The sequence below is a fragment of the Candidatus Thiodictyon syntrophicum genome (genome assembly GCF_002813775.1).
Taxonomy (GTDB): domain Bacteria; phylum Pseudomonadota; class Gammaproteobacteria; order Chromatiales; family Chromatiaceae; genus Thiodictyon; species Thiodictyon syntrophicum.
Map to the genome: position 1 here is coordinate 6716644 of NZ_CP020370.1, position 22789 is coordinate 6739432.

At 65.5% G+C, this 22789-nt stretch carries 19 protein-coding genes and 1 tRNA gene; 13 read left to right on the forward strand and 7 right to left on the reverse strand.

The window, feature by feature from the left end:
• The first annotated feature begins 7 nt into the window (after positions 1-7).
• From THSYN_RS28795 to THSYN_RS28805, 3 genes are all read left to right on the forward strand, one after another.
• Positions 8-697, forward strand: a complete 690-nt coding sequence (locus THSYN_RS28795; protein WP_100922148.1) for an SOS response-associated peptidase — start codon at positions 8-10, stop codon at positions 695-697.
• Positions 698-865: 168 nt separating this feature from the next.
• A tRNA-Arg gene (locus THSYN_RS28800) sits at positions 866-942 on the forward strand.
• A 168-nt stretch (positions 943-1110) separates the two neighbouring features.
• Entirely contained in the window at positions 1111-1572 is a 462-nt protein-coding gene (locus tag THSYN_RS28805; RefSeq protein ID WP_100922149.1) for a type I restriction-modification system subunit M N-terminal domain-containing protein, read from the forward strand.
• Positions 1573-1577: 5 nt separating this feature from the next.
• Here the strand turns inward: THSYN_RS28805 and THSYN_RS28810 are convergent, their stop codons facing one another.
• Genes THSYN_RS28810 through THSYN_RS28820 form a run of 3 tightly spaced genes read right to left on the reverse strand, consistent with a single transcriptional unit; the run spans position 1578 to position 3092 of the window.
• The gene (locus THSYN_RS28810; RefSeq protein WP_100922150.1) at positions 1578-2591 is read right to left on the reverse strand and encodes a Fic family protein; all 1014 of its coding nucleotides are present in this window, start codon (positions 2589-2591) and stop codon (positions 1578-1580) included.
• Between the two features lie 34 nt (positions 2592-2625).
• Positions 2626-2964, reverse strand: coding sequence for a PIN domain-containing protein (locus tag THSYN_RS28815; RefSeq protein ID WP_100922646.1), 339 nt, complete (start codon positions 2962-2964; stop codon positions 2626-2628).
• Positions 2934-3092: a hypothetical protein gene (locus THSYN_RS28820; RefSeq protein ID WP_236848743.1), complete on the reverse strand. Its 159-nt coding sequence runs from the start codon at positions 3090-3092 to the stop codon at positions 2934-2936. The genes THSYN_RS28815 and THSYN_RS28820 overlap by 31 nt, the downstream gene beginning before the upstream one ends.
• 404 nt (positions 3093-3496) lie before the next feature.
• On the opposite strand from THSYN_RS28820, the gene THSYN_RS28825 reads away from it, so the two are divergent.
• Entirely contained in the window at positions 3497-4477 is a 981-nt protein-coding gene (locus tag THSYN_RS28825) for an ADP-ribosylglycohydrolase family protein (RefSeq protein WP_100922151.1), read from the forward strand.
• Between the two features lie 363 nt (positions 4478-4840).
• Here THSYN_RS28825 and THSYN_RS28830 read toward each other — a convergent pair whose 3' ends face one another.
• On the reverse strand, positions 4841-5266 hold the full coding sequence (locus tag THSYN_RS28830) for an FxsA family protein (protein WP_100922152.1): 426 nt from the start codon (positions 5264-5266) through the stop codon (positions 4841-4843).
• Between the two features lie 266 nt (positions 5267-5532).
• On the opposite strand from THSYN_RS28830, the gene cutA reads away from it, so the two are divergent.
• The 8 genes from cutA (at position 5533) to THSYN_RS28870 (ending at position 16416) form a co-directional block, all read left to right on the forward strand.
• Positions 5533-5868: a divalent-cation tolerance protein CutA gene (gene cutA / locus THSYN_RS28835; RefSeq protein ID WP_172965355.1), complete on the forward strand. Its 336-nt coding sequence runs from the start codon at positions 5533-5535 to the stop codon at positions 5866-5868.
• A complete protein-coding gene (locus THSYN_RS28840; protein ID WP_100922154.1) occupies positions 5847-8264 on the forward strand; it encodes a protein-disulfide reductase DsbD in 2418 nt (805 codons plus the stop codon). The genes cutA and THSYN_RS28840 overlap by 22 nt, the downstream gene beginning before the upstream one ends.
• A 194-nt stretch (positions 8265-8458) precedes the next feature.
• Positions 8459-8920 (forward strand): type II 3-dehydroquinate dehydratase, encoded by a 462-nt coding sequence (gene aroQ, locus THSYN_RS28845; protein WP_100922155.1) that lies wholly within the window; start codon positions 8459-8461, stop codon positions 8918-8920.
• A 2-nt stretch (positions 8921-8922) separates the two neighbouring features.
• Positions 8923-9384, forward strand: coding sequence for an acetyl-CoA carboxylase biotin carboxyl carrier protein (gene accB, locus THSYN_RS28850; protein WP_100922156.1), 462 nt, complete (start codon positions 8923-8925; stop codon positions 9382-9384).
• Positions 9385-9496: 112 nt separating this feature from the next.
• Positions 9497-10840 carry an acetyl-CoA carboxylase biotin carboxylase subunit gene (gene accC, locus THSYN_RS28855; protein WP_100922157.1) on the forward strand — a complete coding sequence of 448 codons (1344 nt, stop codon included), beginning with the start codon at positions 9497-9499 and terminating at the stop codon, positions 10838-10840.
• A 152-nt stretch (positions 10841-10992) separates the two neighbouring features.
• On the forward strand, positions 10993-12915 hold the full coding sequence (locus THSYN_RS28860; protein ID WP_236848744.1) for a hypothetical protein: 1923 nt from the start codon (positions 10993-10995) through the stop codon (positions 12913-12915).
• Between the two features lie 118 nt (positions 12916-13033).
• Positions 13034-15103 (forward strand): RecQ family ATP-dependent DNA helicase, encoded by a 2070-nt coding sequence (locus THSYN_RS28865; protein WP_100922158.1) that lies wholly within the window; start codon positions 13034-13036, stop codon positions 15101-15103.
• Complete coding sequence (locus THSYN_RS28870; protein WP_100922159.1) at positions 15103-16416, forward strand: DNA-processing protein DprA; 1314 nt, start codon at positions 15103-15105, stop codon at positions 16414-16416. The genes THSYN_RS28865 and THSYN_RS28870 overlap by 1 nt, the downstream gene beginning before the upstream one ends.
• A gap of 141 nt (positions 16417-16557) precedes the next feature.
• Here the strand turns inward: THSYN_RS28870 and THSYN_RS37530 are convergent, their stop codons facing one another.
• On the reverse strand, positions 16558-17616 hold the full coding sequence (locus THSYN_RS37530) for a DNA cytosine methyltransferase (protein WP_100922160.1): 1059 nt from the start codon (positions 17614-17616) through the stop codon (positions 16558-16560).
• 60 nt (positions 17617-17676) lie between these two features.
• On the opposite strand from THSYN_RS37530, the gene THSYN_RS37535 reads away from it, so the two are divergent.
• Positions 17677-18063 (forward strand): very short patch repair endonuclease, encoded by a 387-nt coding sequence (locus tag THSYN_RS37535; protein WP_418219954.1) that lies wholly within the window; start codon positions 17677-17679, stop codon positions 18061-18063.
• Here the strand turns inward: THSYN_RS37535 and THSYN_RS28885 are convergent.
• Together THSYN_RS28885 and THSYN_RS28890 are read right to left on the reverse strand one after the other, a co-directional pair.
• Positions 18036-19379 carry a hypothetical protein gene (locus THSYN_RS28885; RefSeq protein ID WP_100922162.1) on the reverse strand — a complete coding sequence of 448 codons (1344 nt, stop codon included), beginning with the start codon at positions 19377-19379 and terminating at the stop codon, positions 18036-18038. The genes THSYN_RS37535 and THSYN_RS28885 overlap by 28 nt on opposite strands.
• A gap of 12 nt (positions 19380-19391) precedes the next feature.
• Positions 19392-21572, reverse strand: a complete 2181-nt coding sequence (locus THSYN_RS28890) for a sensor histidine kinase (protein ID WP_100922163.1) — start codon at positions 21570-21572, stop codon at positions 19392-19394.
• Between the last annotated feature and the right edge of the window lie 1217 nt (positions 21573-22789).

Here is a 22789-nt window from a genome sequence, read left to right on the forward strand (position 1 = left end):
TTGCCCGATGTGCGGACGTTTCATCCAATGTTCAGACCCGCAGGACTACGCCGACTACTTCAGCCTGGAACTGGACCCCGAGTCGATGGGGCCGAGCCGTCCCCGCTATAACCTCGCCCCCAGCCAGGACGTGCTCGCCGTGCGCCTCGGCCCGGACGGGCGGCGGCACCTCGGGCACCTGCGCTGGGGGCTGGTCCCCGCCTGGTCACAGGGACCGGACCACCGCTACACCATGATCAACGCCCGCGCCGAGACCGTCGCCGACAGGCCCGCCTACCGCGCCGCCTTGAAGGAGCGCCGCTGCCTGATCCCCGCCGAGGGCTTCTACGAATGGCAGGCCCAGCCCGGGGGCAAACAGCCGTATCTGATCCGCCGCGGCGGCGGACAGATCTTCGCCATGGCTGGCCTCTGGGAGCACTGGGCCGGCACCGCCGAGGCGGCGCCCATCAGCTCCTGCACCATCATCGTCACCGCCGCCAACGCCGCGATTGCGCGCGTCCATGACCGGATGCCGGTAGTCCTCGACCCCGACCGCCAGGCCCAGTGGCTCGACCCCGCCAAGCGCGACAGCGCGGCGCTGCTCGCCCTCCTCCAGCCGGACCCATCCGCCGACTGGACCCTCACCCCCGTGAGTCGGCGCGTCAACAATGCCCGCACGGACGACCCCGGTCTCATCGAGCCGGCCGCGGGACCCTAGGCCGCCATGAGCGATTGACAAGCGCTGCGTCGATCCGGATAATGCGCCGCTCGGTGACGGTTGCGCCCCGGCAAACTCCCTCTGGACATCGCCGCGCGGACCCACCCCCAGTCAATCGGTCGGCAGGCATGCGCGGCTGGATAATGTCTCCAAGGACGGGGTCCCTCAGCGCCCGTAGCTCAGCTGGATAGAGTACCTGGCTACGAACCAGGTGGTCGGGAGTTCGAATCTCTCCGGGCGCGCCAATTAAGAATATAGGCTTAGCGGTCAACATCGCTAAGCCTTTTTTTTTGTTTCCGGCGCAGCGCGCTACCATTGCGGACGCCACGGGGACCAGATCCCCGAGCCGGGCCGGCTGTTCGATGACAGCGGGAAACCCGCCAGTTGACCCCTGAAGGACCCCCGCGCCGGATATGAGACTCACCCAACAACAACTTGAAGCCCACCTCTGGGGCGCGGCCAACATCCTGCGCGGCAAGATCGCCGGGCAGGACTACAAGGACTACATCCTCTCGCTGATGAACTGGAGCAACGCCGCCATCGGCAAGATCAACTCCGTGCTGCACGGGCTGGAGACCCGGATCGTCGCCGGGGGCCAGCACCATCACCGATCCGGCCTTTCGGGCCGCGGGAGGCACGGTGCGCAAGTTCTCGCTGGTGCTGGCCAATTTCCCCTTCTCCGACGAATTCTGGTGGCTCAAGAAGGAGACCTTCGGCAAGTAGGGCTACAAGGACCCCTTCGGGCGCTTCGGGCGCGGCACCGCCTTCAAGGCCCCGCCGATCGTGCGCGGCAGTGGCTGGTGGCCAATGCCGACCGGCTCCTCATGGCAGACTGCATCGCGGCTGTACCACAGGAGCGGTTTACATATCAGTGAATACCTTAGGTAAGGTCCTGTGCCACCTGTTTTCCTGACCGGGTCAGACGGTATTGCTGTCTTGGACTCGTCGGCGTATCGGGATGCGTCTGTTCCAGCCAACCAGCGGCGAGCGCCGGTTGCAGGTAGTCGTAGAGAAAGGTTGGACGATGGGACAATCTTAGTAGCATCATCAACGATTTGGCCGAGTAGCAGCCGTCCCCCATCGACGCCAGCAGGCGCCGGACTTGTTCGGTTGCTTGTACGGTCACTTGTTCGGGCGGGTCGGCCCCGAGGGCCTCACGGATCACACCCAACATGAAGGCGATAAAAGGCGTCGATGCGCCCACGCGGGTACTGTCGGCCAGCGCCCGATAATAGTCGTCCTGATGGGCATGGACGATGCTCTCGACCGGCAGATCGGCAAACAGCGGTTTCCAGCGGCTCAGGATCAGGCTTTGCCATAGCCGACCCATGCGCCCGTTGCCGTCGTCGAAGGGGTGGATGAATTCGAACTCGTAATGGAAGACACAACTGGCGATCAGGGGGTGGACCTCGCACCCGTGCAGCCAGTCGAAGAGGCCCTCCATCAAGCCGCGGACGCGGCTGGCCGGTGGCGCCATATGGACCACGACGCTACCCGACATGACCCCGACACCACCGCTGCGATAAGCGCCGGGCCGCTCCACCAGGCCGGCCATCAGCAGGGCGTGGGCCGCGAGCAGGTCATCCTCCAACGCCGGATTCCAGGTCGCGAACCGGTCGTAGGCCAGCAGCGCGTTGCGCACCTCCTGGACTTCGCGGGGCGGGGCAATCACCCGCTTCCCCTCCAGGATCGCGGTGATCTGCTGCTCGCTCAAGGTATTGCCTTCAATCGCCAGCGAGCCCTGAATGGTCCGTATGCGATTGATGCGCCGCAGTCGCAGGGCGGCGGCGGAATCCGCGGCCTGGGCATGTTGGCCGACCCGCTCGGCGATGTCGGCGATGAGCGTGACGATGGCAGGGGTGATCGCGAAGGGCGGTGAATAGGGTGCGACCATGGACTTCGACTCAATCCCGCGTTGCGCAACGATGTTATGCCATCTCGCCGACGCGTCGCAGCACTGTCTCGATCACCTGCGCCGAGATTCGGAAGTCGGAGCCGTGCAGACGGGCAAACGCGTCCCGCGCCGATCCGATCAGCCTCCGCGTCTTGGCCATCCCGATGATCGCCGCGGTGCCGGCCACGACCAAGCCATGCTCCATGGCGACCGCACGGCCGGCGCGCTCGTCCATCAACACCAGGCTGGCCCCGGCGTGGGTCAGGGCGATCCGAATGCAGGCGGCCTCTCCCTCATCGAGGTCGGGGAGCACCACGGCCCCGGGGGTCGCATCAATCTGATTCAGCCAGCCCGCGGCCGCGGCTGCGAGGATCGCCGTCTCGTCGCGACCATCAGCGCATCGGGCTTGTCCCGGTTCATGACGACGACCAGGTCGCGGTGCGACTTGCGCAGGGCCTCGCTGGGGTTGTTCTTGAGCCCGCTGACGTTGACGGTCTCCATGCCTAGCTCCCATGGGAATGTCTGATGGGAATAATCGTAGCAGAGGTACGCGCCGCTTCACACTGGGGAACGCCGCAACCCGAGGACCCTTTTGGGACGCACTGGTGATGATCTCGGGCAATACGTGTGCACGAGGGTAGGGCACATTCAGGCCCCCGGGGGTGGTGGGCGGGGCCTGGATGGCGTGACGGAAACGTGACGCCGTCAGGTCACATGATGCCGCTCCCGTGCGTCTTTCGCAGTCACAACAGCCTGGGGCAGGATGTGCTAAAGTGTTGACTCTGAAGTGTTGTCTGGGCACCCGCGTGGCTACGAATCCGGTGGTCGGGAGTGTGAATCTCTCCGGGCGAGCGACTCGAACGGCTGCCACCCAGCCGGGGCCTGAGCCTTACGAGGACCAACCGATGAACCCGACACGACTGGATCGCTACCGCGGCTGCCTGCTCGGCCTGGCTGCCGGGGACGCCCTGGGCACTACCCTGGAGTTCCGCGCGCCGGGGAGCTTTGAGCCGATTACCGGCATCGCGGGCGGCGGACCCTTTCACCTCAAACCCGGTGACTGGACCGATGACACCTCCATGGCCCTGTGCCTGGCCGAGAGTCTGGTCCTGTGTCGGGGCTTCGACGCGGCGGACCAGATGCGGCGCTATGTGCGCTGGTGGCGGGAGGGGTACTTGAGCGTCACCGGCGCCTGCTTCGACATCGGCAACGCCACCCGGGGCGCGCTCGGGCGCTTCGAGCAGACCGGCGATCCCGTCGCCGGCGCCGCCGACCCGCGCTCGGCCGGCAACGGCTGCATCATGCGCCTGGCCCCGGTCCCCATGGCCTTTGCGGGGGACCCGCATCAGGCCATCAGCCTGGCGGCCGAGAGTTCGCGTACCACCCATGGGGCGCGCACCTGCCTGGATGCCTGCCGCTACATGGCCGGCATCCTGGTCGGCGCACTGCGCGGGGTGGACAAGGGGACCCTGCTCGGACCCCGCTACAGCCCGGTGCCGGGGCTCTGGGAACGGGAACCGCTATGCCCGGCGATCGACGCCGTCGCCGCCGGTTCATTCAAGGCCAAGGAACCGCCCGCGATCCGCGGCAGCGGCTATGTGGTCGAGGCCCTGGAGGCCGCCCTCTGGGCCTTCCACCGCACCGACTCATTCGCCGCCGGGGCGCTGGCCGCGGTCAACCTGGGCGACGATGCGGATACCACCGGGGCCATCTATGGGCAGATCGCGGGGGCCTGGTACGGGCTCGACGGTATACCGCGGGAGTGGCGGGCGCTCGTTGCGCAGGCGGGGCTTATTCTCGGGTTGGCGGAATCGTTGATCAAGAGTGATCCGGCCAGCGCATCGCGCAATGAAGGACGCGGAGGATCTCCAGTGCGTCCGCATTGAGGCGTTGGGGAACGGTTCTCTGATAAGTGAAACAAGTCCATTAGGCAATGCTTGTCGCTTCGTCGTTGTCGTTGTCGTTGTCGTTGTCGTTGTCGTTGTCGTAATCGAGGTTAGCGTAACACCCCGCCCCGGACTCAAGCCAAATTTGGCCTCGATCGTCATTCCGGCCGGAGCGCCCGTAGGGTGCGCCGCGCGCACCCGCGCCACCACGATGCCATTGCGTCCCTGCGCAAGGTGCGCGCGGCGCACCCTACGTCGATCGCCGGTCGCGGCCGGAACGACGATCGAGGCCCCACATAGCATCGCTTCTCCGATTACGATCACGACAACGACAACGACAACCTAGGCCCGCTTAAGGCCCGGTCAACCCTTATCCACCCGCCGAAAGTGCCCCTCAATGACCCGGGGTCCGCGCTCGGCACCCGGGCCATGGGTGCGAACCGGGATGACCTTCACATACCGGCGGACCACCCAGCGGCGCAGCGGCGGGATCAGGAGCAGGAAGCCGAGGGTATCGGTGAGAAAGCCCGGGAGCAGCAGGAAGAGGCCGGCGACCAGGAGCAGGGCGCCGTCCAGAAGTTCCAGGGCCGGGACCTCGTCGCGGGCCAGGGACTCGCGCACCCGCATCAGCACGCCGAACCCCTGACGACGGACCAGCCAGGCGCCGAGGATCGCGCACAGGATGGACAGGGCGATGGTCGGGACGGCGCCGATGACCGAGCCGACCTTGATCAGGAAATAGACCTCGATCAGGGGCAGGCCGATGAACAACAGAATAAAAATTGGCACTGCAGGGGGCCTCTGGATGGGTGGGGGGATGCGGGGGAGCCGGCCGGGGGTCCTGACGCGGGCCCGGGCGGGCGGGCCGTTTGCGGGGTCCGATCGCGGCGGGACACCGCTCCCACGGGGTCCTGGTCGGCTTCGGCCCGGCATTGATGGCCGGACCTTTGTCCCCGAGCGGAGCGTTCAAGTGGCAGCAAAGGGCGGGCCGACGCCTTATCATCCCACAATGTGGCGGCGCCTGGCCGCCGCCCTGAGGCCGCCCGAGGATTTTCATGACCGCCGAGACCGATTACCGGCTGGTGCTCTGCACCTGCCCGGACCAGGAGTGCGCAACCCGTATCGCCGAGCGCCTGGTGGAGGAGCGGCTCGCCGCCTGCGTGAGCCTGGTACCGGGGCTCACGTCCATCTACCGCTGGCAGGGGGCGATCCAACGCGACGCGGAGGTCCTGCTCCTGATCAAGACGGTGGCCGTGCGCTTCGAGGTCCTGGCCGCGACCTTGAGCGCGTTGCACCCCTACGAGGTGCCGGAGATCATCGCGCTCCCGATCACCGCGGGGCTGCCCGACTACCTGACCTGGATGATCCAATGCACCCAACCAGACACCTGAGCGCCGGGGCCCGGTCCCTGCCACTTCTGCTCCTCCTGCTGTGCCTGTCGGTCCTGGCCGAGGAGGCGTTCTTGCTGCCGGAACAGGCCTTCCAGGTCGCGGCGCAGGCCGAGGGGGCGGACGCGGTGCGGGTGCGCTGGACCATCGCCGAGGGCTATTACCTCTACCAGGGCAAGTTCCGCTTTACGACCCAGACCCCGGGGATCGCACTCGGGACCCCGGCCCTGCCCCCCGCCGAGACGAAGCAGGACCCCTATTTCGGCGAGATGCAGGTCTATCGCCGCCAGGTCGAGGTCCTGCTGCCGCTCACCCGGGAGGCGGGGAGCGCAGACACCCTGGCCCTGGAGGTGACCTCGCAGGGGTGTGCCGATGCCGGCCTGTGCTACCCGCCCGAGCGTCAGCACCTCGCGGTCGGACTGCCCCCGGCGCCCGCGGCGGCCGGCCCGCGACCGCAGCCGGCGCAGACGCCGGGCGCGGCCCCGGCGGCGGCCGAGGCCCCGCCCTTGTCTTCCCCCATCGGCGCCGCCGCCCTGGGTCTGGGCAAGGCCGTCGGGGCGGCCGCGCGGCACGGGCAGGACAACGCGATCCCGGCCGTCGAGGAGGCCTTCCGCTTCCAGGCGACCGTGGCCGCCCCGGACCGGCTGGACCTCGCCTGGGACCTGGCCCCGGGGACCTATCTCTATCGCGAGAAGCTGGTCCTGGCGCTGGAGGGAGCCTCTGGGGTAACGCTCGGGGCCTTCCAACTGCCCCCGGGCGAGGTCGAGAAGGACGGGATCAGGCCGGACGGCAGCATCGGTGAGGTGGAGGTCTACCGGGGCCGCGTGGCACTTCAGGTACCCCTGGTGCGTCACGCCGGCGCCGCAGCCGAGGTCACCCTGGTGGTCAAGGACCAGGGGTGCGCGCAGCAGGGGCTTTGTTACCCGCCGCAGACCCGGCGGGTCAAGCTCGCGCTGCCGCCGGCGCCGGGCGGCGCTGAGATCGGGGGCACGGGCGGGACGGCGCCCCTGCAGTCGGCCGCGCCGGGCCGGCGCGCGACGCCCCCGCAGGCGCTCCCACCGGAGCCCCTGGAGGCGGTCTCCGAACAGGACCGGATCGCCGCGGTCCTGGCCGGCGGCAACCTGTGGGCGGTGGTCGGCCTGTTCTTCGGCTTCGGGCTGCTGCTCGCCTTCACGCCCTGCGTCTTCCCCATGATCCCCATCCTGTCGGGCATCATCGCCGGGCGCGGGGCGCACCTCAGCACCCGCCGGGCCTTCACCCTGTCGCTCGTCTATGTGCTCGCCATGGCCTTGACCTACACCCTCGCCGGGGTGCTGGCGGGGCTGTTCGGGGGCAACCTCCAGATCGTCTTCCAAAACCCCTGGATTCTCAGCGCCTTCGCCCTGGTGTTCGTCCTGCTGGCCCTGTCCATGTTCGGCTTCTTTCACCTGCAACTGCCCTCCGGGCTGCACGCCCGGCTGGCGGCGCTCAGCCACCGGCAGCGGGGCGGCACCCTGCTCGGGGTGGCCGTCATGGGCGTACTCTCGGCCCTGATCGTGGGTCCCTGCGTCGCCCCGCCGCTCTTCGGTGCCCTGATCTATATCAGCCAGACCGGGGACGCGGTGCTCGGGGGGGTGGCGCTCTTCGCCCTGAGCCTGGGGATGGGTGCGCCGCTCCTCGTCATCGGCACCTCCGCGGGCAAGTTCCTGCCCCGCAGCGGGGCCTGGATGGGGACGGTCAATGCGGTCTTCGGCGTGGGCCTGCTGGGGGTGGCCATCCTGCTGCTGGAGCGCATCCTGCCGGCGGCGGTGGCCATGCTGCTGTGGGGTCTGCTCCTCATCGGCAGCGCGGTCTACCTGGGGGCGCTCACCCAGTTGGCCCCCGGGGCGAGCGGTTGGAGCAAGCTCTGGAAGGGGCTCGGGGTCGGCCTGCTGATCTACGGCGCCCTGATGCTGGTGGGCGCCGCGGCGGGCGGCAAGGATACGCTCCAGCCCCTGCGCGGCCTCCTGGGCGGGGCCGGCGCGGCGGGCGGCGGCGCGCCGCGGGCCGCCTTCCAGCGCATCAAGACCGGGGCGGATCTGGACCGGGAACTGGCCGCCGCGCGGGCCAACGGGCGGCCGGTGCTGCTCGATTTCTACGCCGACTGGTGCATCTCCTGCAAAGAGATGGACCGCGACACCTTCAGCGACCCCGCGGTGATCGCCGAGTTGCAGCGGTTCGTCCTGCTGCGGGCCGACGTCACCGCCAACGACCCGGACGACCAGGCCCTGATGCAGGGGCGCTTCAAGCTCCCCGGGCCGCCCGCCATCCTGTTCTTCTCGTCGGCGGGGACCGAGGTCGCCGGTCTGCGGCTGGTCGGGTTCAGGCCGGCGGCCGAGTTCGCGCAACACCTGCGGCGGGCGGCTCCCGCGGGGCCTTAGCGCGACGTCGGTGCCGGTTTCGATCGCGGGCAGATTTTCCGCAGAACTGGACATGATCGCGCGAAGTCCGGACAATTCGACGGGATTCGCCGCCGCTTCGCCCATCCCGGGCAGGCGCCCGGCGCCAACCCGGCGGCCCTCGCCCCCCGCGGCGGCCTCCCCACACCCCGAACCTGCATGGGCACAGCGGCGACATGGCAAGCATCCTGGTCCTCAACGGACCCAACCTCAACCTGCTCGGGACCCGGGAGCCCGGCCACTATGGTCAGGTCACCCTGGCCGTGATCGAGGAGCGGCTGCGCGCACAGGCGCGGCGCGGCGGTCACGACCTGGACTTCGCCCAGAGCAACGCGGAGCACGTCCTGATCGAGCGCGTCCAGGCCGCCCCCGGCGCCGGCGTCGCCTTCATCATCGTCAACCCCGCTGCCTTCACCCATACCAGCGTGGCCCTGCGCGACGCACTGCTCGCCGTCGCCATCCCCTTCATCGAGGTGCACCTGTCCAACGTGCACGCCCGCGAGCCCTTCCGCCGCCACTCCTACTTCTCCGATATCGCGGTGGGAGTGATCAGCGGGCTGGGCGCGCAGGGGTATGAATTGGCGCTCAGCGCCGCCCTTTACCGGCTGGCACCGGCCGCCCCCACCGAGAACCACTGAACATGGATATCCGCAAGGTCAAAAAGCTGATCGAACTCCTGGAGCAATCCAATGTGGCGGAGATCGAGATTCACGAGGGGGAGGAATCGGTGCGCATCAGCCGGCACGGCACCGCAACCTCACTCTTCATGCCCCACGCGATGACGCAGCAGCCGGCAAGCGCCCCGAGCGCGCCCATCCCGGCCGCCGGCCTGGCCAAGCCCGGCGATGAATTTCTCGATGGGCTGGCCGGGGAGGTCGTACGCTCGCCCATGGTCGGCACCTTCTACCGCTCCCCCTCGCCGGGCACCGGCCCCTTCGTCGTGGAGGGCCAGCAGGTCAAGGCCGGGGACATACTCTGCATCATCGAGGCGATGAAGATCCTGAACCAGATCGAGTGTGAGCGCACCGGCACACTACGCCGCATCCTGGTGGAAAACGGCCAGCCGGTAGAATACAACCAGCCGCTGTTCGTCATCGAGTAAGGCGCCCCCGCGACCCCCGCGCGGGGCCGCCCACGGCGGTCCCAACCCGGGACCAAAAGCGCCACGCCGCACCAGCCGACCACCGTCCACAGGCTACCCCAGCATGCCAGCCATGATCGAGAAGATCCTCATCGCCAACCGGGGTGAGATAGCACTCCGTGTCCTGCGCGCCTGCCGCGAACTGGGCATCCGCACCGTCGCCGTCCATTCGGAGGCGGACCGCGACTTGAAGCACGTCCTGCTGGCCGACGAATCGGTCTGCATCGGGCCCGCGGCGTCGCGCGACAGCTACCTCAACATCCCCGCCATCATCAGCGCCGCCGAGGTCACCGACACGGTCGCCATCCACCCCGGCTACGGCTTCCTGTCGGAGAACGCGGACTTCGCCGAGCGCGTGGAGCGCTCCGGCTTCATCTTCATCGGCCCACGCCCGGAGACCATCCGCCTGATGGGCGACAAGGTCTGCGCCATCGCCGCCATGAAGGCGGCCGGCGTACCCTGCGTGCCCGGCTCCGACGGACCCCTGGACGACAACGACAAGAAGCGCACCCTGGAATTGGCCCGCACCATCGGCTACCCGATCATCATCAAGGCCTCCGGCGGCGGCGGCGGCCGTGGGATGCGGGTCGTGAACTCGGAGGCGACCCTGCTCAACGCCGTCTCGCTTACCCGGGCCGAGGCCGCGGGCGCCTTCAACAACGACATGGTGTACATGGAGAAGTACCTGGAGAACCCGCGCCATATCGAATTCCAGATGCTGGCCGACCAGCACGGCCAGGCCATCTATCTGGGCGAGCGTGACTGTTCCATGCAGCGCCGCCACCAAAAGGTGGTCGAAGAGGCCCCCGCCCCCGGCATCACGCCGGCGCAACGCGCCGAGATCGGGGAGCGCTGCGCCCAGGCCTGTCGGGACATCGGCTACCGCGGCGCCGGCACCTTTGAATTCCTCTATGAGGACGGGCGCTTCTATTTCATCGAGATGAACACCCGCGTGCAGGTCGAGCACCCCGTCACCGAGATGGTGACCGGGGTGGACATCGTCAAGGAGCAGATCCTGATCGCGGCCGGGGAGCACCTGCATTACACGCAGGATGACATCACCATCCGCGGCCATGCGATCGAATGCCGCATCAATGCCGAGCACTCCGAGACCTTCCGCCCCAGCCCCGGCAAGATCATCGAGTTCCACGCCCCCGGCGGCCCCGGCATCCGCATGGACACCCATATCTATTCCGGCTATACGGTCCCCTCCCACTACGACTCCATGATCGGCAAGCTGGTCAGCCACGGCGAGACCCGCCAGGTCGCCATCGCACGTATGTGCAACGCCCTGCGCGAGACGGTCATCGAGGGCATCGACACCAATATCAAGCTCCAGCGCGCCATCCTGCGCGACGCCGCCTTCGAGGCCGGCGGGGCCAATATCCATTACCTGGAGAAGAAGCTGGGGCTCTAGTGCCGCCGGGCGCAATTGCCCGGACCATCGGCGCAGGGTGCGCAGTGCGCACCTTGCAAGAGCGCGGCTGAACGCGACGGCGTGAGTCTTCGCCGGTACCGCGGTGCGCGCGGCACACCCTTATTCCACCAGACCCCGGGGGTCCATCCGCCGTGCCGAAAAAGCCCGCCAAGAACAAACCAGACAAGTCGCCGCAGCCCGAGCCGGCCCAACTCAAGGCCGTGGAGCGTCTGATCGAGGCCGCAGACTACCCGCCGGCCATCGCGCGGGCACGCGCCCTGGTGCAGCGCTATCCGGATTACGGCGGCGCCCGGCGGCTGCTGATGGATGCCCTGTACCGGGGTCAGGGTCAGGGCGCGGCCGCCCTGGCCGCCTATGAATGGGCGCAGCACCGGCCCAACAGCCTGCCCGCCCAGGCGGCGCTGTTCCAATTCGCCCTCGACGGTCGGCACCTCCTGCTCGCGCAACGGGTCGCGGAGCGGCTGCGCGACCTGGGGGCCGTGACCCGGGGCCTGCCCATGACCGCCGAGGCCCTGGACGGTCTGCTGAAGCAGCACGACGGTTCCCGGGCGAGCCGCGAGGAGGTCGAGCAGTTCGACCTCGGCAAGCTGCACCTGGACGCCCACGACTTCGCCGGGGCCGTGCGCATCCTGGAAGGCGTTCCCATCACCCCGGCCCGCAACAACCGGGCGCTGTGTTTGTTCCACCTGAGCCGGATCGAGGAGGCCCTGGTCGCCTTCCTGGACGCCTGGCGGCAGGACCCGGGCAACCTCTTTGCCCTGGGCTTCGCCCTGCAACTGCACCTCTATCAGGGTGATGAGACCGGCGCCCGGGCGCTCGTGCCCCCCCTGGCCGAGGCCACCGCGCGGCGTACCGAGGATGCCCTGGCCCAGGTCGCCGCCCTGCTCCTGATTCAGGAGGACCAGGCCGCCTGGGACGCCTTCGAGCGCGCTCGCCAGGCCGCGTGGGTCGCCCATGAGACCGGCCAGCTGCCGGCCCTCTGGCTCCAGGAGGGCGGCGCCGCGGCCAGCCGGCTCGGGCGCGGCGACCAGGCGCGGGCGCTGTGGGAGCAGGCCTTGGCAATGAGTCCCGGGTTCCCCCTTCCTACGGAAAACCTGCGCGTCCTGGATCGGGACGGCCAGACCCCGGCCTATCCGGTGGTGTTCGTCCAGGGCCAGGTGTTGCCCGTCGCCTGGACGGACGGACTGCGCACGCTGGACGTGGCGGGTCTGGAGTCACACCTCGCCGCGCTGACCGCCGCCGATGCCTACCTGGAGGCGCTCTACCTGGGGGGCGAGGCGGCCTTGCGAGGGCTCACCGTATACCTGCTGAAGCACCGGCTGGACCGCGTGCCCACGGCGAGGAGGCGGCACGCGGCGGTGATCCTGCGGGACCTGGCGCGCCTGCCCATCGGCACCCCCAAGGAGCGCTCGGGCTTCCTCGGCGCACTGCGTGATCACGGATTACTCGCGTCCGACGAGGCCGTTGAACTTTGGAACGGCAAGGAGCTGCGGGAGGTCAACATGCTCTCGACCCATATCGATCGGGAGTCGGAGCCGTCGGATCTGCCGGCGGACCTCCAGGCCCTGCTCGATGAATCCCTGCTCCTGCATCGCGGGGGACGCTTCGCGGCCGCCGAGGACCGTATCAACGCCATCCTCGGGCGCATCCCCGAGCACCGCGCCGCCCTCGGCCAACTGGCGGCGATCCGCGGCAGCCAGGGCCGGCGCCAGGAGGTCGAGGCGCTCCTGCGGCGGGTCATCGCCGCCCACCCCGACGACCTGTTGGCCCGCTGCAACCTGGCCGCCATCCAGATCGAAGACGGCGATCTCGACACGGCCAGGGACTTGTTGTCCGGCCTCGCGCAACGCCCGCGCCTGCACCTGCGGGAGGCCTTCGCCCTCTACGGTGTCACCGCGATGCTGAACCGCGCCCTAGGCGAGGACGAGGCCGCCGCCGCCCTCATCGCCGGTCTGGAGCAGATGGTGGGAGATGAGGATGACGCGCGGCTGCTTGCGACCGCCAAGGGACGGTTGCTGCGGGTCAGGGCGGGAAATGACATCAGGAAAGCTTAAGATCATTGTTCTGCTTCGATCTGCGCGGTTCCGCGATCGTGATCACCCGGGCAGACGCGTATGATCGTTCGCCGTCGGTCGATCAGGTTTTGCGACACAACGAGTAAGGATCGCCGCCATGGCATACAACCCGCAGCGCGCACTCGAGCTGCTTCGCGTCGGTTCCGGCATCCCCAATGCCCGGTTTCGTGAGGGGCAAGAGGACGCGATTCGCGCGGTCGTCGCCGGGGCGCAACGCCTGCTCGTGGTCCAGAAGACCGGCTGGGGCAAGAGCTTCGTCTACTTCATCGCCATCAAGCTGCTGCGCGAGGCCGGGCAGGGCCCGGCCTTGCTCATTTCACCGCTGTTGTCGCTGATGCGCAACCAGATCGCGGCCGCACAACGCATGGGCGTTCGGGCCGCCACCATCCACTCGGATAACCAAGACGACTGGCCTGACGTCGAAGCCCGGCTCAATCGCAACGAGGTCGACATCCTGCTCATCTCACCGGAGCGGTTGGCCAACGAGCACTTTCGTAGCCGGGTGCTGGCCGGCGTGGCGTCCCGGATCGCGCTTCTGGTCGTCGATGAGGCCCACTGCATCTCGGACTGGGGCCACGACTTTCGACCCCATTACCGGTTGCTGGAACGTATCGTGCGGACCCTGCCGTCGAACCTGCGCCTGCTGGCAACCACCGCCACGGCAAACAACCGGGTCATGGACGATCTGCGCACCGTCCTCGGCCCCGATCTTGCCGTCTCGCATGGTGATCTCAATCGGCCATCCCTGACGCTGCAAAGCATCCGTCTCCCCGGCCAGGCGGAGCGCTTGGCCTGGCTGGCAGAGCAACTGCCCAACCTGCCGGGCAGCGGCATCGTCTACACCCTGACGGTGCGCGATGCGGGGCAGGTTGCCGACTGGTTGCGCTCGCGCGGCCTGAGGGTCGCCGCCTACACGGGCGAGACCGGGGAACGGCGCCCCGAGTTGGAACAGGCCCTGCTGGACAATCGGGTCAAGGCCCTGGTCGCCACGACCGCGCTCGGAATGGGATTCGACAAGCCGGACCTGGCATTCGTGATCCATTACCAGACACCAGGATCGGTCGTCGCCTACTACCAACAGGTCGGCCGTGCCGGGCGTGCCTTGGACACCGCCTACGGGGTCCTGCTCAGCGGCCGGGAAGAGAACGACATCAACGATTTCTTCATCGCGAGCGCGTTCCCGACCGCGCACGAGGTTGAAACTGTCCTGGCAGCGTTGGAGCAACATCCGGGCGGCCTGTCAGTCCCGGAGCTGGAGGCCCTGGTCAACCTCAGCCGCGGGCGCATCCAGAAGACCATGGACTTGCTGTCCTTGGAGTCCCCGGCACCCATCGCCAAACAGGGCGCAAGATGGCAACTGACCGCCGCACGGCTGGGACAAGGGTTCTGGGAACGCGCCAAACGCCTGACCGAGTTGCGCCGCGCCGAGCAGCAGCAGATGCAGGACTACGTCAGCCTGGAGTCCGGACACATGGAGTTTCTGATCCGCGCATTGGACGGCGAAGCGGGCTTGATCCAACCGCCAAGGCTGCCGCCGCTGCCCACGACGGCATCCGTCGACCTCGTGCGCGAGGCCATCGCTTTCCTGCGCCGTACCAGCCTCCCCATCGAGCCGCGCAAGCAGTGGCCGACCGGCGGCCTGCCCCAGTTCGAGGTCGCAGGCAACATCGGTCTCAACCGCCGGGCCGAGCCGGGCCGGTGTCTGTGCGTTTGGGGCGACGCCGGCTGGGGCGATCTGGTGCGTCAGGGAAAGTATCGGGACCACCACTTCTCCGACGACCTCGTGACCGCTTGTGTCGGGTTGGTTGCGACCTGGCATCCCGAACCCATGCCCACCTGGGTCACCTGCATCCCATCGCTGCGACACCCCGATCTGGTGCCGGACCTCGCCCGGCGGCTTGCAAAGGCGCTCGGACTCCCGTTTCATGCGGTCCTTGAGAAGACCGCCGAGCGGCCGGCACAGAAGACCATGGCCAACAGCAGCCAGCAGGCCCACAACCTCGACGGATCGCTGGACATCCGCCAAGCGCTCCCCGGCGGGCCTGTCCTGCTCGTCGATGACATGGTCGACTCGCGCTGGACCCTCACCGTCGCGGCCTGGCTGCTGCGTCGGCACGGCAGCGGCCCGGTCTGGCCGCTGGCCCTGGCGCTAACCGGACACGATTGATGAACGACCCACTCTCCCCCAACACCCAAGCCATCCTGCTCCTGACCGCGCCGCTCATCGTCGGACGGGGCAAGACCGCCGCCGATCTGCTGACCCCGGGGCAGTACAAACGGCTTGCCCAGTCCCTGCGCGAGCACGAGCGCCAACCCTCGGACCTGCTCGGCCCGGACGCGGCGACCCTTTGCGCGGCCCTGGGCGAGGCGTGCGCCCCGCAGATCGACTGCGAGCGACTGCGCGCCTTGCTCGAGCGCGGCTTCCAGTTGAGTCAGGCGCTGGAGCGCTGGCATGCCCGCGCCATCTGGGTCGTCAGTCGTGCCGATGCCGCCTACCCCCGACGGCTCAAGTCCCGGCTCAAGGACGATGCGCCCGCGATCCTCTATGGCTGTGGTGACCCGCTGCGGCTCGACACCGGCGGGCTCGCCGTCGTCGGTTCGCGCCAGGTGGATGAGGCCTTGGTCGAGTACACCGAAGGCGTCGGCCGGCTCGTCGCCAAGGCCGGACGGACGCTGGTCTCCGGTGCCGCCCGCGGCATCGACCAGGCCGCCATGCGCGGGGCACTGCAGGCGCAGGGACAGGCGATCGGCGTCCTCGCGGACAGCCTGGAGACCACCGCCCTCAATCGCGAGCACCGCGACCTCCTGCTGGAGGAGCGATTGGTCCTGATCTCACCCTATGACCCCGCCGCCGGCTTCAACGTCGGCAACGCCATGCAGCGCAACAAGCTCATCTATGCCTTGGCCGACGCCGCCCTGGTCGTCAGTTCGGACTACAAGAAGGGCGGCACCTGGGCCGGCGCCAGTGAGCAATTGCAGAAGTATCGGCTGGTGCCCGTCTATGTCCGCGCCACCGGGGAGACGGGCCAAGGGCTCCAGGCCCTGCAACAGGCCGGGGCCTTGCCCTGGCCCGAGCCCCAGACGGCCGAGGACCTGATCGCACTGCTGAGCCTCACCGTAGACTCGCCGCAACCGCCGCAGGATCGAGGCATCACAGCGCCCGTCGCACCGCATCCCCCGCTCCCGGCGGCGAACACCGGCGCCGAATCGGCAACGCTCAGTCCGCACCCTGAGGCGAACGCATCGCAAACCCGCCTGACCCCGGCAGAGGAACTGTTTGCGACCGTGCGGTCACTGATCGAACGGATGCCCGCGCCAAAGACCGAGGCCGAGATTGCCGACGCGTTGAACGTACCGGCAGCGCAGGCCAAGAAATGGCTGGCGCGGCTGATGGAGGAGGGAGTGGTGGAGAAGACGGCGCGGCCGGTGCGGTATCGGGCGGCGACGGGGCGGCCGGTGCAGGGGCGGTTGTTTGGTTAGCGCTCAGAGCAAGGTCTGGTGAAATTCAGCGACGCTTGGAGAATTACGAACTACGCCACACTCCAATGCTGCGATTCCTTCGTTACCTGATGCCAGGGATTTGCGCTTTCTCATGGCGTTGTACCTCGTGGACGGACTGTTTCACGCCAGACATGCCGCGCGGTTCGCTCGCTGTGTCGGGCTGGGATTCAGTTCCAAACGGCTATGAGATTCCAAGGAATTGGCCCTGGTAAGCGCAGCAGCAATAGCGGAAGTCACTGGCGCACAGATCCCGTTACCACACAGCTTTACACGCTGTCGCCGATTTCCGAATTTGATTTGATGCTGTTGATCCAACCCCAACATCGCTTTCGTGAGTTCAGTTGGCTGCAGCATACGCATTCGATCGACGTTTCCGACCCGCTCAACCAAGGCGAACCGATCCAGCGTGGTAACCGTTCTCAAAGGAGCATCAAGGGTTTGCCAACCTCCCGCCCCATCCGATCCGTAGTACACCATAAGATAGGACTGGTCGCGACCGATAGCAGAGCGCGCGCGCGCGGCTCGATCCAGAGTAGCCTGAGCGCGCCCAGGTTTATAAACCGGACTTGTCAGCCATGTTCCCGGCGCATCCAGGATCGACGATGCGGACCGACGTACGCAGCCAGGGGCAGCGACAATTCGGCTTGGTAACGGCGCAAGCGCGTGCCGGTCCCCGATAAGGAACAATCGTTCTCGCGACTGGGGGGCACCGAAATCCACCGCGTTCAGTAGAACCTCAGTCAAGTGCCCAGGCCCAAACCCAAGGTCCCGGAGCCCGGTGATCAACTCGGGGTGTCTCTTCCAGAGGCGCATACGGGAGACATTCTCGATGATTACCCAACGAGGCTCGAGTGCCCTAATCCATGGCAATATATGAAGTGCAGTGCGCCTACTTGATTCGCAGCCCGGCTTGCCACCGCGTGCTACGGAGTGCGAGGTACATTCGGGCGACGCCATCAGCAAATTTGGCTGATATTTCTTCGCCACCGCGATTGGGTCCAAGTCCTCGACACGCGTGCAAATCACTGGAGCGCCAGGGAAATTGTCCTTATAAGTGCGTGCCGCCAGTGGCCAGGCATCGATCGCCAGCAGCGGGGCGCCGCCTGCATCCACCAAGCCGCGAGCACCAAAGCCAGCACCACAGTAAAGATCGATAAACGTAAATTTTTCTTCTATCATATTCTAATGGGAGATTCCGCTTTGGCGGATGTACTGACAGACAAACAACGCAGCCGTTGCATGTCGCGCAATCGAGGTCGCGACACTGGCCCCGAGGTCGTCCTGCGCAAGGCGCTCTGGCAAAAGGGCCTGCGCTACCGGATTAGCTATCCCCTGCCCGGACGCCCCGATCTCGTTTTCGTTGCGGCGCGCCTCGCCATATTTGTGGACGGGTGCTTCTGGCATGGCTGCCCAATACACTATCAAGCCCCAGAGAATAACAGCCAGTTCTGGAAGCGAAAGATCGAGCGAACCATTGAAAGGGATCGAGAGGTAGAAGACTCGCTTACCTCCGTCGGTTGGCAGGTACTGCGCCTCTGGGAGCACGAAGTGCGGACCGACACGAGTGCCTGTGTCGAGCGTATCGCCGTAAGACTTGCTCACAAGGGCAACAGCAAGCCGATATGACCCCGGCGGGTTATGTGGCGACCGATCCAACCCATCCAGTCTGCCATCAACAACTCGCGCAGCCTCATACTGGGCGGCCCCAACTGAGCCGTTACAGCATCCGTGCGGATCGTAATTTGCAGGTCAGCATTCACCAACAAAATAAATCGCTCTGATTCATCTGCACAGACAGGGCTGCGGTAGAGATTGTCGCGACACAGACGTCCCACCTCTTTCTTGTCCGTTTCCCGATCAAGGCGCCAGATATGATCACGAAATTGCCAAGGCACACGGCAAACCAGAACGAAACGGCGCCAGATAACTTTACCGTTCGCATGATCGCAGGGGGGCGTAATGTCCAGCCAATAGAGCCGACAAGCTTTGGAAACCGCCTTCCGATCCGACGTAGCCGTGTCCAGGTAATTACCTCTAATAAATGTCTCGCGCTTTTTCGTGCTGTCGAGGTCGGAAGGAAGCGTTTGCTCTTTCTGGGTCGATACGTCGAAAAGGGCACCCGGAGAAGTAACGGAACCGGGATTAAGGTCCAAGTTAAGCATTGTATTGATCTGGCAGCGCCAAACCTCGCGGCCTTCCTCATCTTGAACTTGCGGCTCATGGCTTGGCGTTCCCAAAGCGCAGGACGGTGCATCGCTCGCGTCCAGTCGATCCGCCAGCAAGCGGGACAACAGCCGATAAAGTGCAGTTACCTCCATACCCGATAACTGGGCCTTGCCAGCTTCGGCCGTTGCGAGTTCGAGTAGTAGATTCCGCAATCGACCATCAAGGAAACCCGTGTCTCCCCCCTTTTCTGCGGTGCATGCCAACCCATGTAATACGGATGCCACTGCCCGGCGTACCGCATGCTCCCAGCCAATCAAACAACGGACCGCATCTATCCCGTCAAGTTTGGATTTTACGGCCTCGAGAAGAGCCGTGTCGTTCACCGCTTCTTTGTCCAGGCGTCCGAACGCTACAGGAAGGTCGGTTCCCGACAAACGTTCGCGCACGAACTTGAACATCGCCTCCGCATGATCGTCATTGGAACTCCAGCTAATCAGTGCCCAGGGACCGTTTTCCGTGGGCAGGAGTTTCTGCAAGGCCGTCACCACCTGCTGGAAAGCGTAGTGCGCGTTGGTTGCCAATCCTTTGCCAGAAAGCTCAATATCCATGAATACGACACGCACCCCACCGGCCAAAGGTCGGGCGTCGACCAATTTGGCTTCGTCATATTGCACGAACACGACCGGCAGTCCGGCCTTCCAAAGCGCAGAGGAGATCCGCAGCCCATCTTCCTCCTTATCATCAACGACCAGAACCGTCCCCGTATCTGTCAGCATTCGTTTCTCTCCCTAGCTCTTTCTTGGAAAAACCATTGCGACGATGGCGCCGGTACATTCCTGCGGTGCACCCACATCTGCCCGCGACGGAAAGCACAGTCGTCCATCATGTCCGGTCATGGCCATATTCGAGAAATAGAGCCCAAGGCCCATGCCGTCTTCGCGACGCGTAAAAAACGGCCGAATCACGTCAGCAGGCACGTCCCGGAATCCAGGGCCGGAGTCGCCCACAACAATCGCCGGACCTTCCAGGTCGTGGCTGGGGCCGACCCACAAACAGCGGCCGGGATCATCGTGATCGCGCGCGGTATTAATCCAGTGAATCGCGTTATCGATCAGGTTGGCCAGCGCCGCGGTCAGAATACGCCGCTCGCCTTTGATCGGGAAATCGGCAGATGCATTACGCTCGAATCCATTAATAAATCGAATATGATGATAATTGCAGCGCGGCAGATTCGCCAACATTGCATAACTGCAGAGTTTCGCGGCAGTCAGCGTTTCACCCTCACCCTTGCGAACCAGGACCAGAGAACCTTCGAGCATCTCTGTCAACTGCCGACTCATCTGAATGAGCTTTTCAAAATCTTCGCCATTTTCCAGGGCTTTAGTTAGGCCACGCACCCCGCGTACGATCTCATGGAACACCAGCGCCAAGCCCAAGCCTGCGCCCACCGAACTCATTAGAACGTCGCGCGCGGCCTCGTAAGTCCTTTTCACTCTATCGACATAGCTGCCCAACTCTGTCGATAGATTCTTCTCCACCACCCGACGCCGCAGTGCCTCAATCGCAATGCCTGGGTCCTCAATCCCGGTGACATCCCCCTTCCCCTTGGTCTTAAATGCCTCCCGCATGTCCTTCTTGTCTCGCGAACGCTCAGCCTCAAACTGGATAAGGGCACATCGAATCGCGTACCACAGTTCACGGTATGCGTCGTTTTCGACAAAGCCCTCCCGGCTCGTCTTTTCGATGAGTCGAGGACTCGAGGCTAGATCGAGATGGATCTCGGCAAGAAGCAGATTGTTACTCAGCTTATCCACCGGCGCGTTGACACGACGTACATCCAGACCAAGCCAGTCGTTACCCGGCTCGCCATAATCGTAGACGCGCATACCATCGCGATATACCCGAACACCGCCCTGATCCCTCAAGAACTGCTCTAAACCGTTTAGATCGTGGATTCTTGGCTTAATCTTAGGGTCGAGATCGAAACAGCTCAGTTGGCATGAAATCGGCCCGATGCCTAGTCCCGTTTTTCGTTCCGCGTCCCAGCGCAACTTGACGGGCTTCCCGTCGGGCCGCGGCTTCCGGCGCGTCCATCCTCCTCCCTCCGGCGGCGGCGGCCCAATTCGGAAGAATTCAAAGCTGTCGTCCCGCTCTACATCCTGCTGACGAGGTTTTATCAGACCAGGGTAGTCCCTCACGAATGAATCGAAGGGCGTATAGCGGTAGTGCCATGATAGCGACGAATCGTCAAGGACAAAAGCAAAATGGTAAAACGCGTATTTGGGCGCGTCGGTAGCGCAAAAGAGATCGTCTAGCCAGTCGGTCTGTGGCTCGATTTCCATCCTCACCTTGAAGGAGTCTTGTTCTTTGAAGGGAGAGACCATGGCATTGACATTGCGATGCAGGCGGCGAACGTCTCCCCGCGTCCAGACCTGCCGCAGGTCGTCAATACGCAGCCAAGTTCCGTGGCGATTCCCACGGAACATCTCTGGCTCCCGCTCCACGACCTGTACTGGAAATTCCTCAAGGTATTTATGCCCTGTCACCGCACTCCAATCGATCTCCAGGGCTAACTCCAATTGTCCCTGCTTTCGGCTGACCATCGTGAGTCGGCGCCCGAGCTTCTGTACCGCGAAACGCCCAACGCCTTTTTCACCCACCGGTAGCCGTCCGTACAACGGCGAGCGCTCGCCGCGGGCTCGCCGCAGGGCTTTGTGGTCCGAGGCAGGCTCGAGCCAGACATTCAGAACCGTGTCCAGATCCATCCCTTCACCAGAATCCCGAACTTCGATCGCGCCGCCTTCCCTTCGCTGAATATTGATAAATCGCAAGAAAATATCCGGTGAATCAGCATCGTAAGCATTCTTCACCAACTCGAACAACGCGATCCGATGATCACGGATCAACTGGTCGCCGAGCAGATCAAGTATCCGGGCGCGGGGGCGAAAATGAGCCTCGTGAGTTGTCAAAGCGGAGTAATCCTAGAGACTAATACAGGTCTGTTGTCAAGTCCGCGCTGACGGGATATCTTGAATCGACAGCGCTAAGCCATCATCGGTGAACACGGAACGAACATGCCCAAAGGCTGCCGTGACGTCTGTTTGAAGATGGGTCGGGCAGAGTGTCCGCGCATGGTTCGGAGCCGTCAAGGGTTGGGACACGAATGCTCCAGGATGCGGATGGGTGGGCGATACTTGCCCGCTCGTTCAGCTTCAGGACCGGAGCCGGTATGCGCTGCTTCCCGCGACCGGCGACACGCGAGGCCTACCTTCCCGGACCGCATTGCCAGGGAGAGAGATGGGCAAGTATTCACTGTACGTTGGGCTGAGGAACGAAGCCTAACAAGCGGCGCAGCGCAACACGCTGAAATGTTCGGCTTCGTTCCTCAGCCCAACCTACGGTATCGCGAATTTTTCGGGGCGCAGGGAATACTTGCCCGGTTTCAGACCTTGGGAACGACAGCAAGGAGTTCAAACGTTCGGGAAGGGGGCTCATGCCCCGTCCAGCGCTGGTGCGGCGGTTGGGCCTATCCGCGGCACGCAACGCTCCGGACACTTGCGAGGCCACACCGCACCGGGGTGCTTTGCCCCGGTGTCGGCCCCGGTCTGTGACCGGACCCGCAGCTCAGCCCCGCATCGAGAGGATCGGCTGGCCACGCGCGACCACCTCGCGCAACAGCGGGTCCGGGACCACCGCTACCGGGCGCGGGCGGTCGACCCGGACCGGGCAAAGGCAGGTCATTGTGTGAGTCAGTATAGAGGCAAGTCCCTGACGGGGCCTCGATCATCGTTCCTGCCTGTGGCTGATGCGCACCCAGCGTCTCGCAGTGGGGGTTGGCAGCAAGCTCAAGACCCTGCAGAGACGCAGGGTAGAAGAAGTCTCTCACGGAGACACAAAGACACGGAGAAAGACACGTCCGGATCTCCGTGTCTTTGTGTCTCCGTGAGAGAAATTCCTGGACCAGGGGTACGCAGCGATGGCCGGAACGATGATCAAGACCCCCGGGCGGGGCCTCGCCGCGTCCCGTCGGCCTACGCGCGTCGGTTGTCGGGTTAGGCGCGGGTCAAGCCGATGTTCTTGCTTGAGGGGCCATGCCGCGCGCGCCCAACCCGACCTACGGGATTGCCTGGAACCGAGGTCGCTGCGCAATACTTGCACGGCGGCGAGGGCAGTGGGACGCGAGAGG

Excerpts from the sequence above, each read along its gene's own strand:
- THSYN_RS28795 (WP_100922148.1), top strand. The coding sequence starts at position 8 with ATGTGCGGACGTTTCATCCAATGTTCAGACCCGCAGGACTACGCCGAC.
- THSYN_RS28805 (WP_100922149.1), top strand. The coding sequence starts at position 1,111 with ATGAGACTCACCCAACAACAACTTGAAGCCCACCTCTGGGGCGCGGCC.
- THSYN_RS28810 (WP_100922150.1), bottom strand. The coding sequence starts at position 2,591 with ATGGTCGCACCCTATTCACCGCCCTTCGCGATCACCCCTGCCATCGTC.
- THSYN_RS28820 (WP_236848743.1), bottom strand. The coding sequence starts at position 3,092 with ATGGAGACCGTCAACGTCAGCGGGCTCAAGAACAACCCCAGCGAGGCC.
- THSYN_RS28825 (WP_100922151.1), top strand. The coding sequence starts at position 3,497 with ATGAACCCGACACGACTGGATCGCTACCGCGGCTGCCTGCTCGGCCTG.
- cutA (WP_172965355.1), top strand. The coding sequence starts at position 5,533 with ATGACCGCCGAGACCGATTACCGGCTGGTGCTCTGCACCTGCCCGGAC.
- THSYN_RS28840 (WP_100922154.1), top strand. The coding sequence starts at position 5,847 with ATGCACCCAACCAGACACCTGAGCGCCGGGGCCCGGTCCCTGCCACTT.
- aroQ (WP_100922155.1), top strand. The coding sequence starts at position 8,459 with ATGGCAAGCATCCTGGTCCTCAACGGACCCAACCTCAACCTGCTCGGG.
- accB (WP_100922156.1), top strand. The coding sequence starts at position 8,923 with ATGGATATCCGCAAGGTCAAAAAGCTGATCGAACTCCTGGAGCAATCC.
- accC (WP_100922157.1), top strand. The coding sequence starts at position 9,497 with ATGATCGAGAAGATCCTCATCGCCAACCGGGGTGAGATAGCACTCCGT.
- THSYN_RS28865 (WP_100922158.1), top strand. The coding sequence starts at position 13,034 with ATGGCATACAACCCGCAGCGCGCACTCGAGCTGCTTCGCGTCGGTTCC.
- THSYN_RS28870 (WP_100922159.1), top strand. The coding sequence starts at position 15,103 with ATGAACGACCCACTCTCCCCCAACACCCAAGCCATCCTGCTCCTGACC.
- THSYN_RS37530 (WP_100922160.1), bottom strand. The coding sequence starts at position 17,616 with ATGATAGAAGAAAAATTTACGTTTATCGATCTTTACTGTGGTGCTGGC.
- THSYN_RS37535 (WP_418219954.1), top strand. The coding sequence starts at position 17,677 with ATGTCGCGCAATCGAGGTCGCGACACTGGCCCCGAGGTCGTCCTGCGC.
- THSYN_RS28885 (WP_100922162.1), bottom strand. The coding sequence starts at position 19,379 with ATGCTGACAGATACGGGGACGGTTCTGGTCGTTGATGATAAGGAGGAA.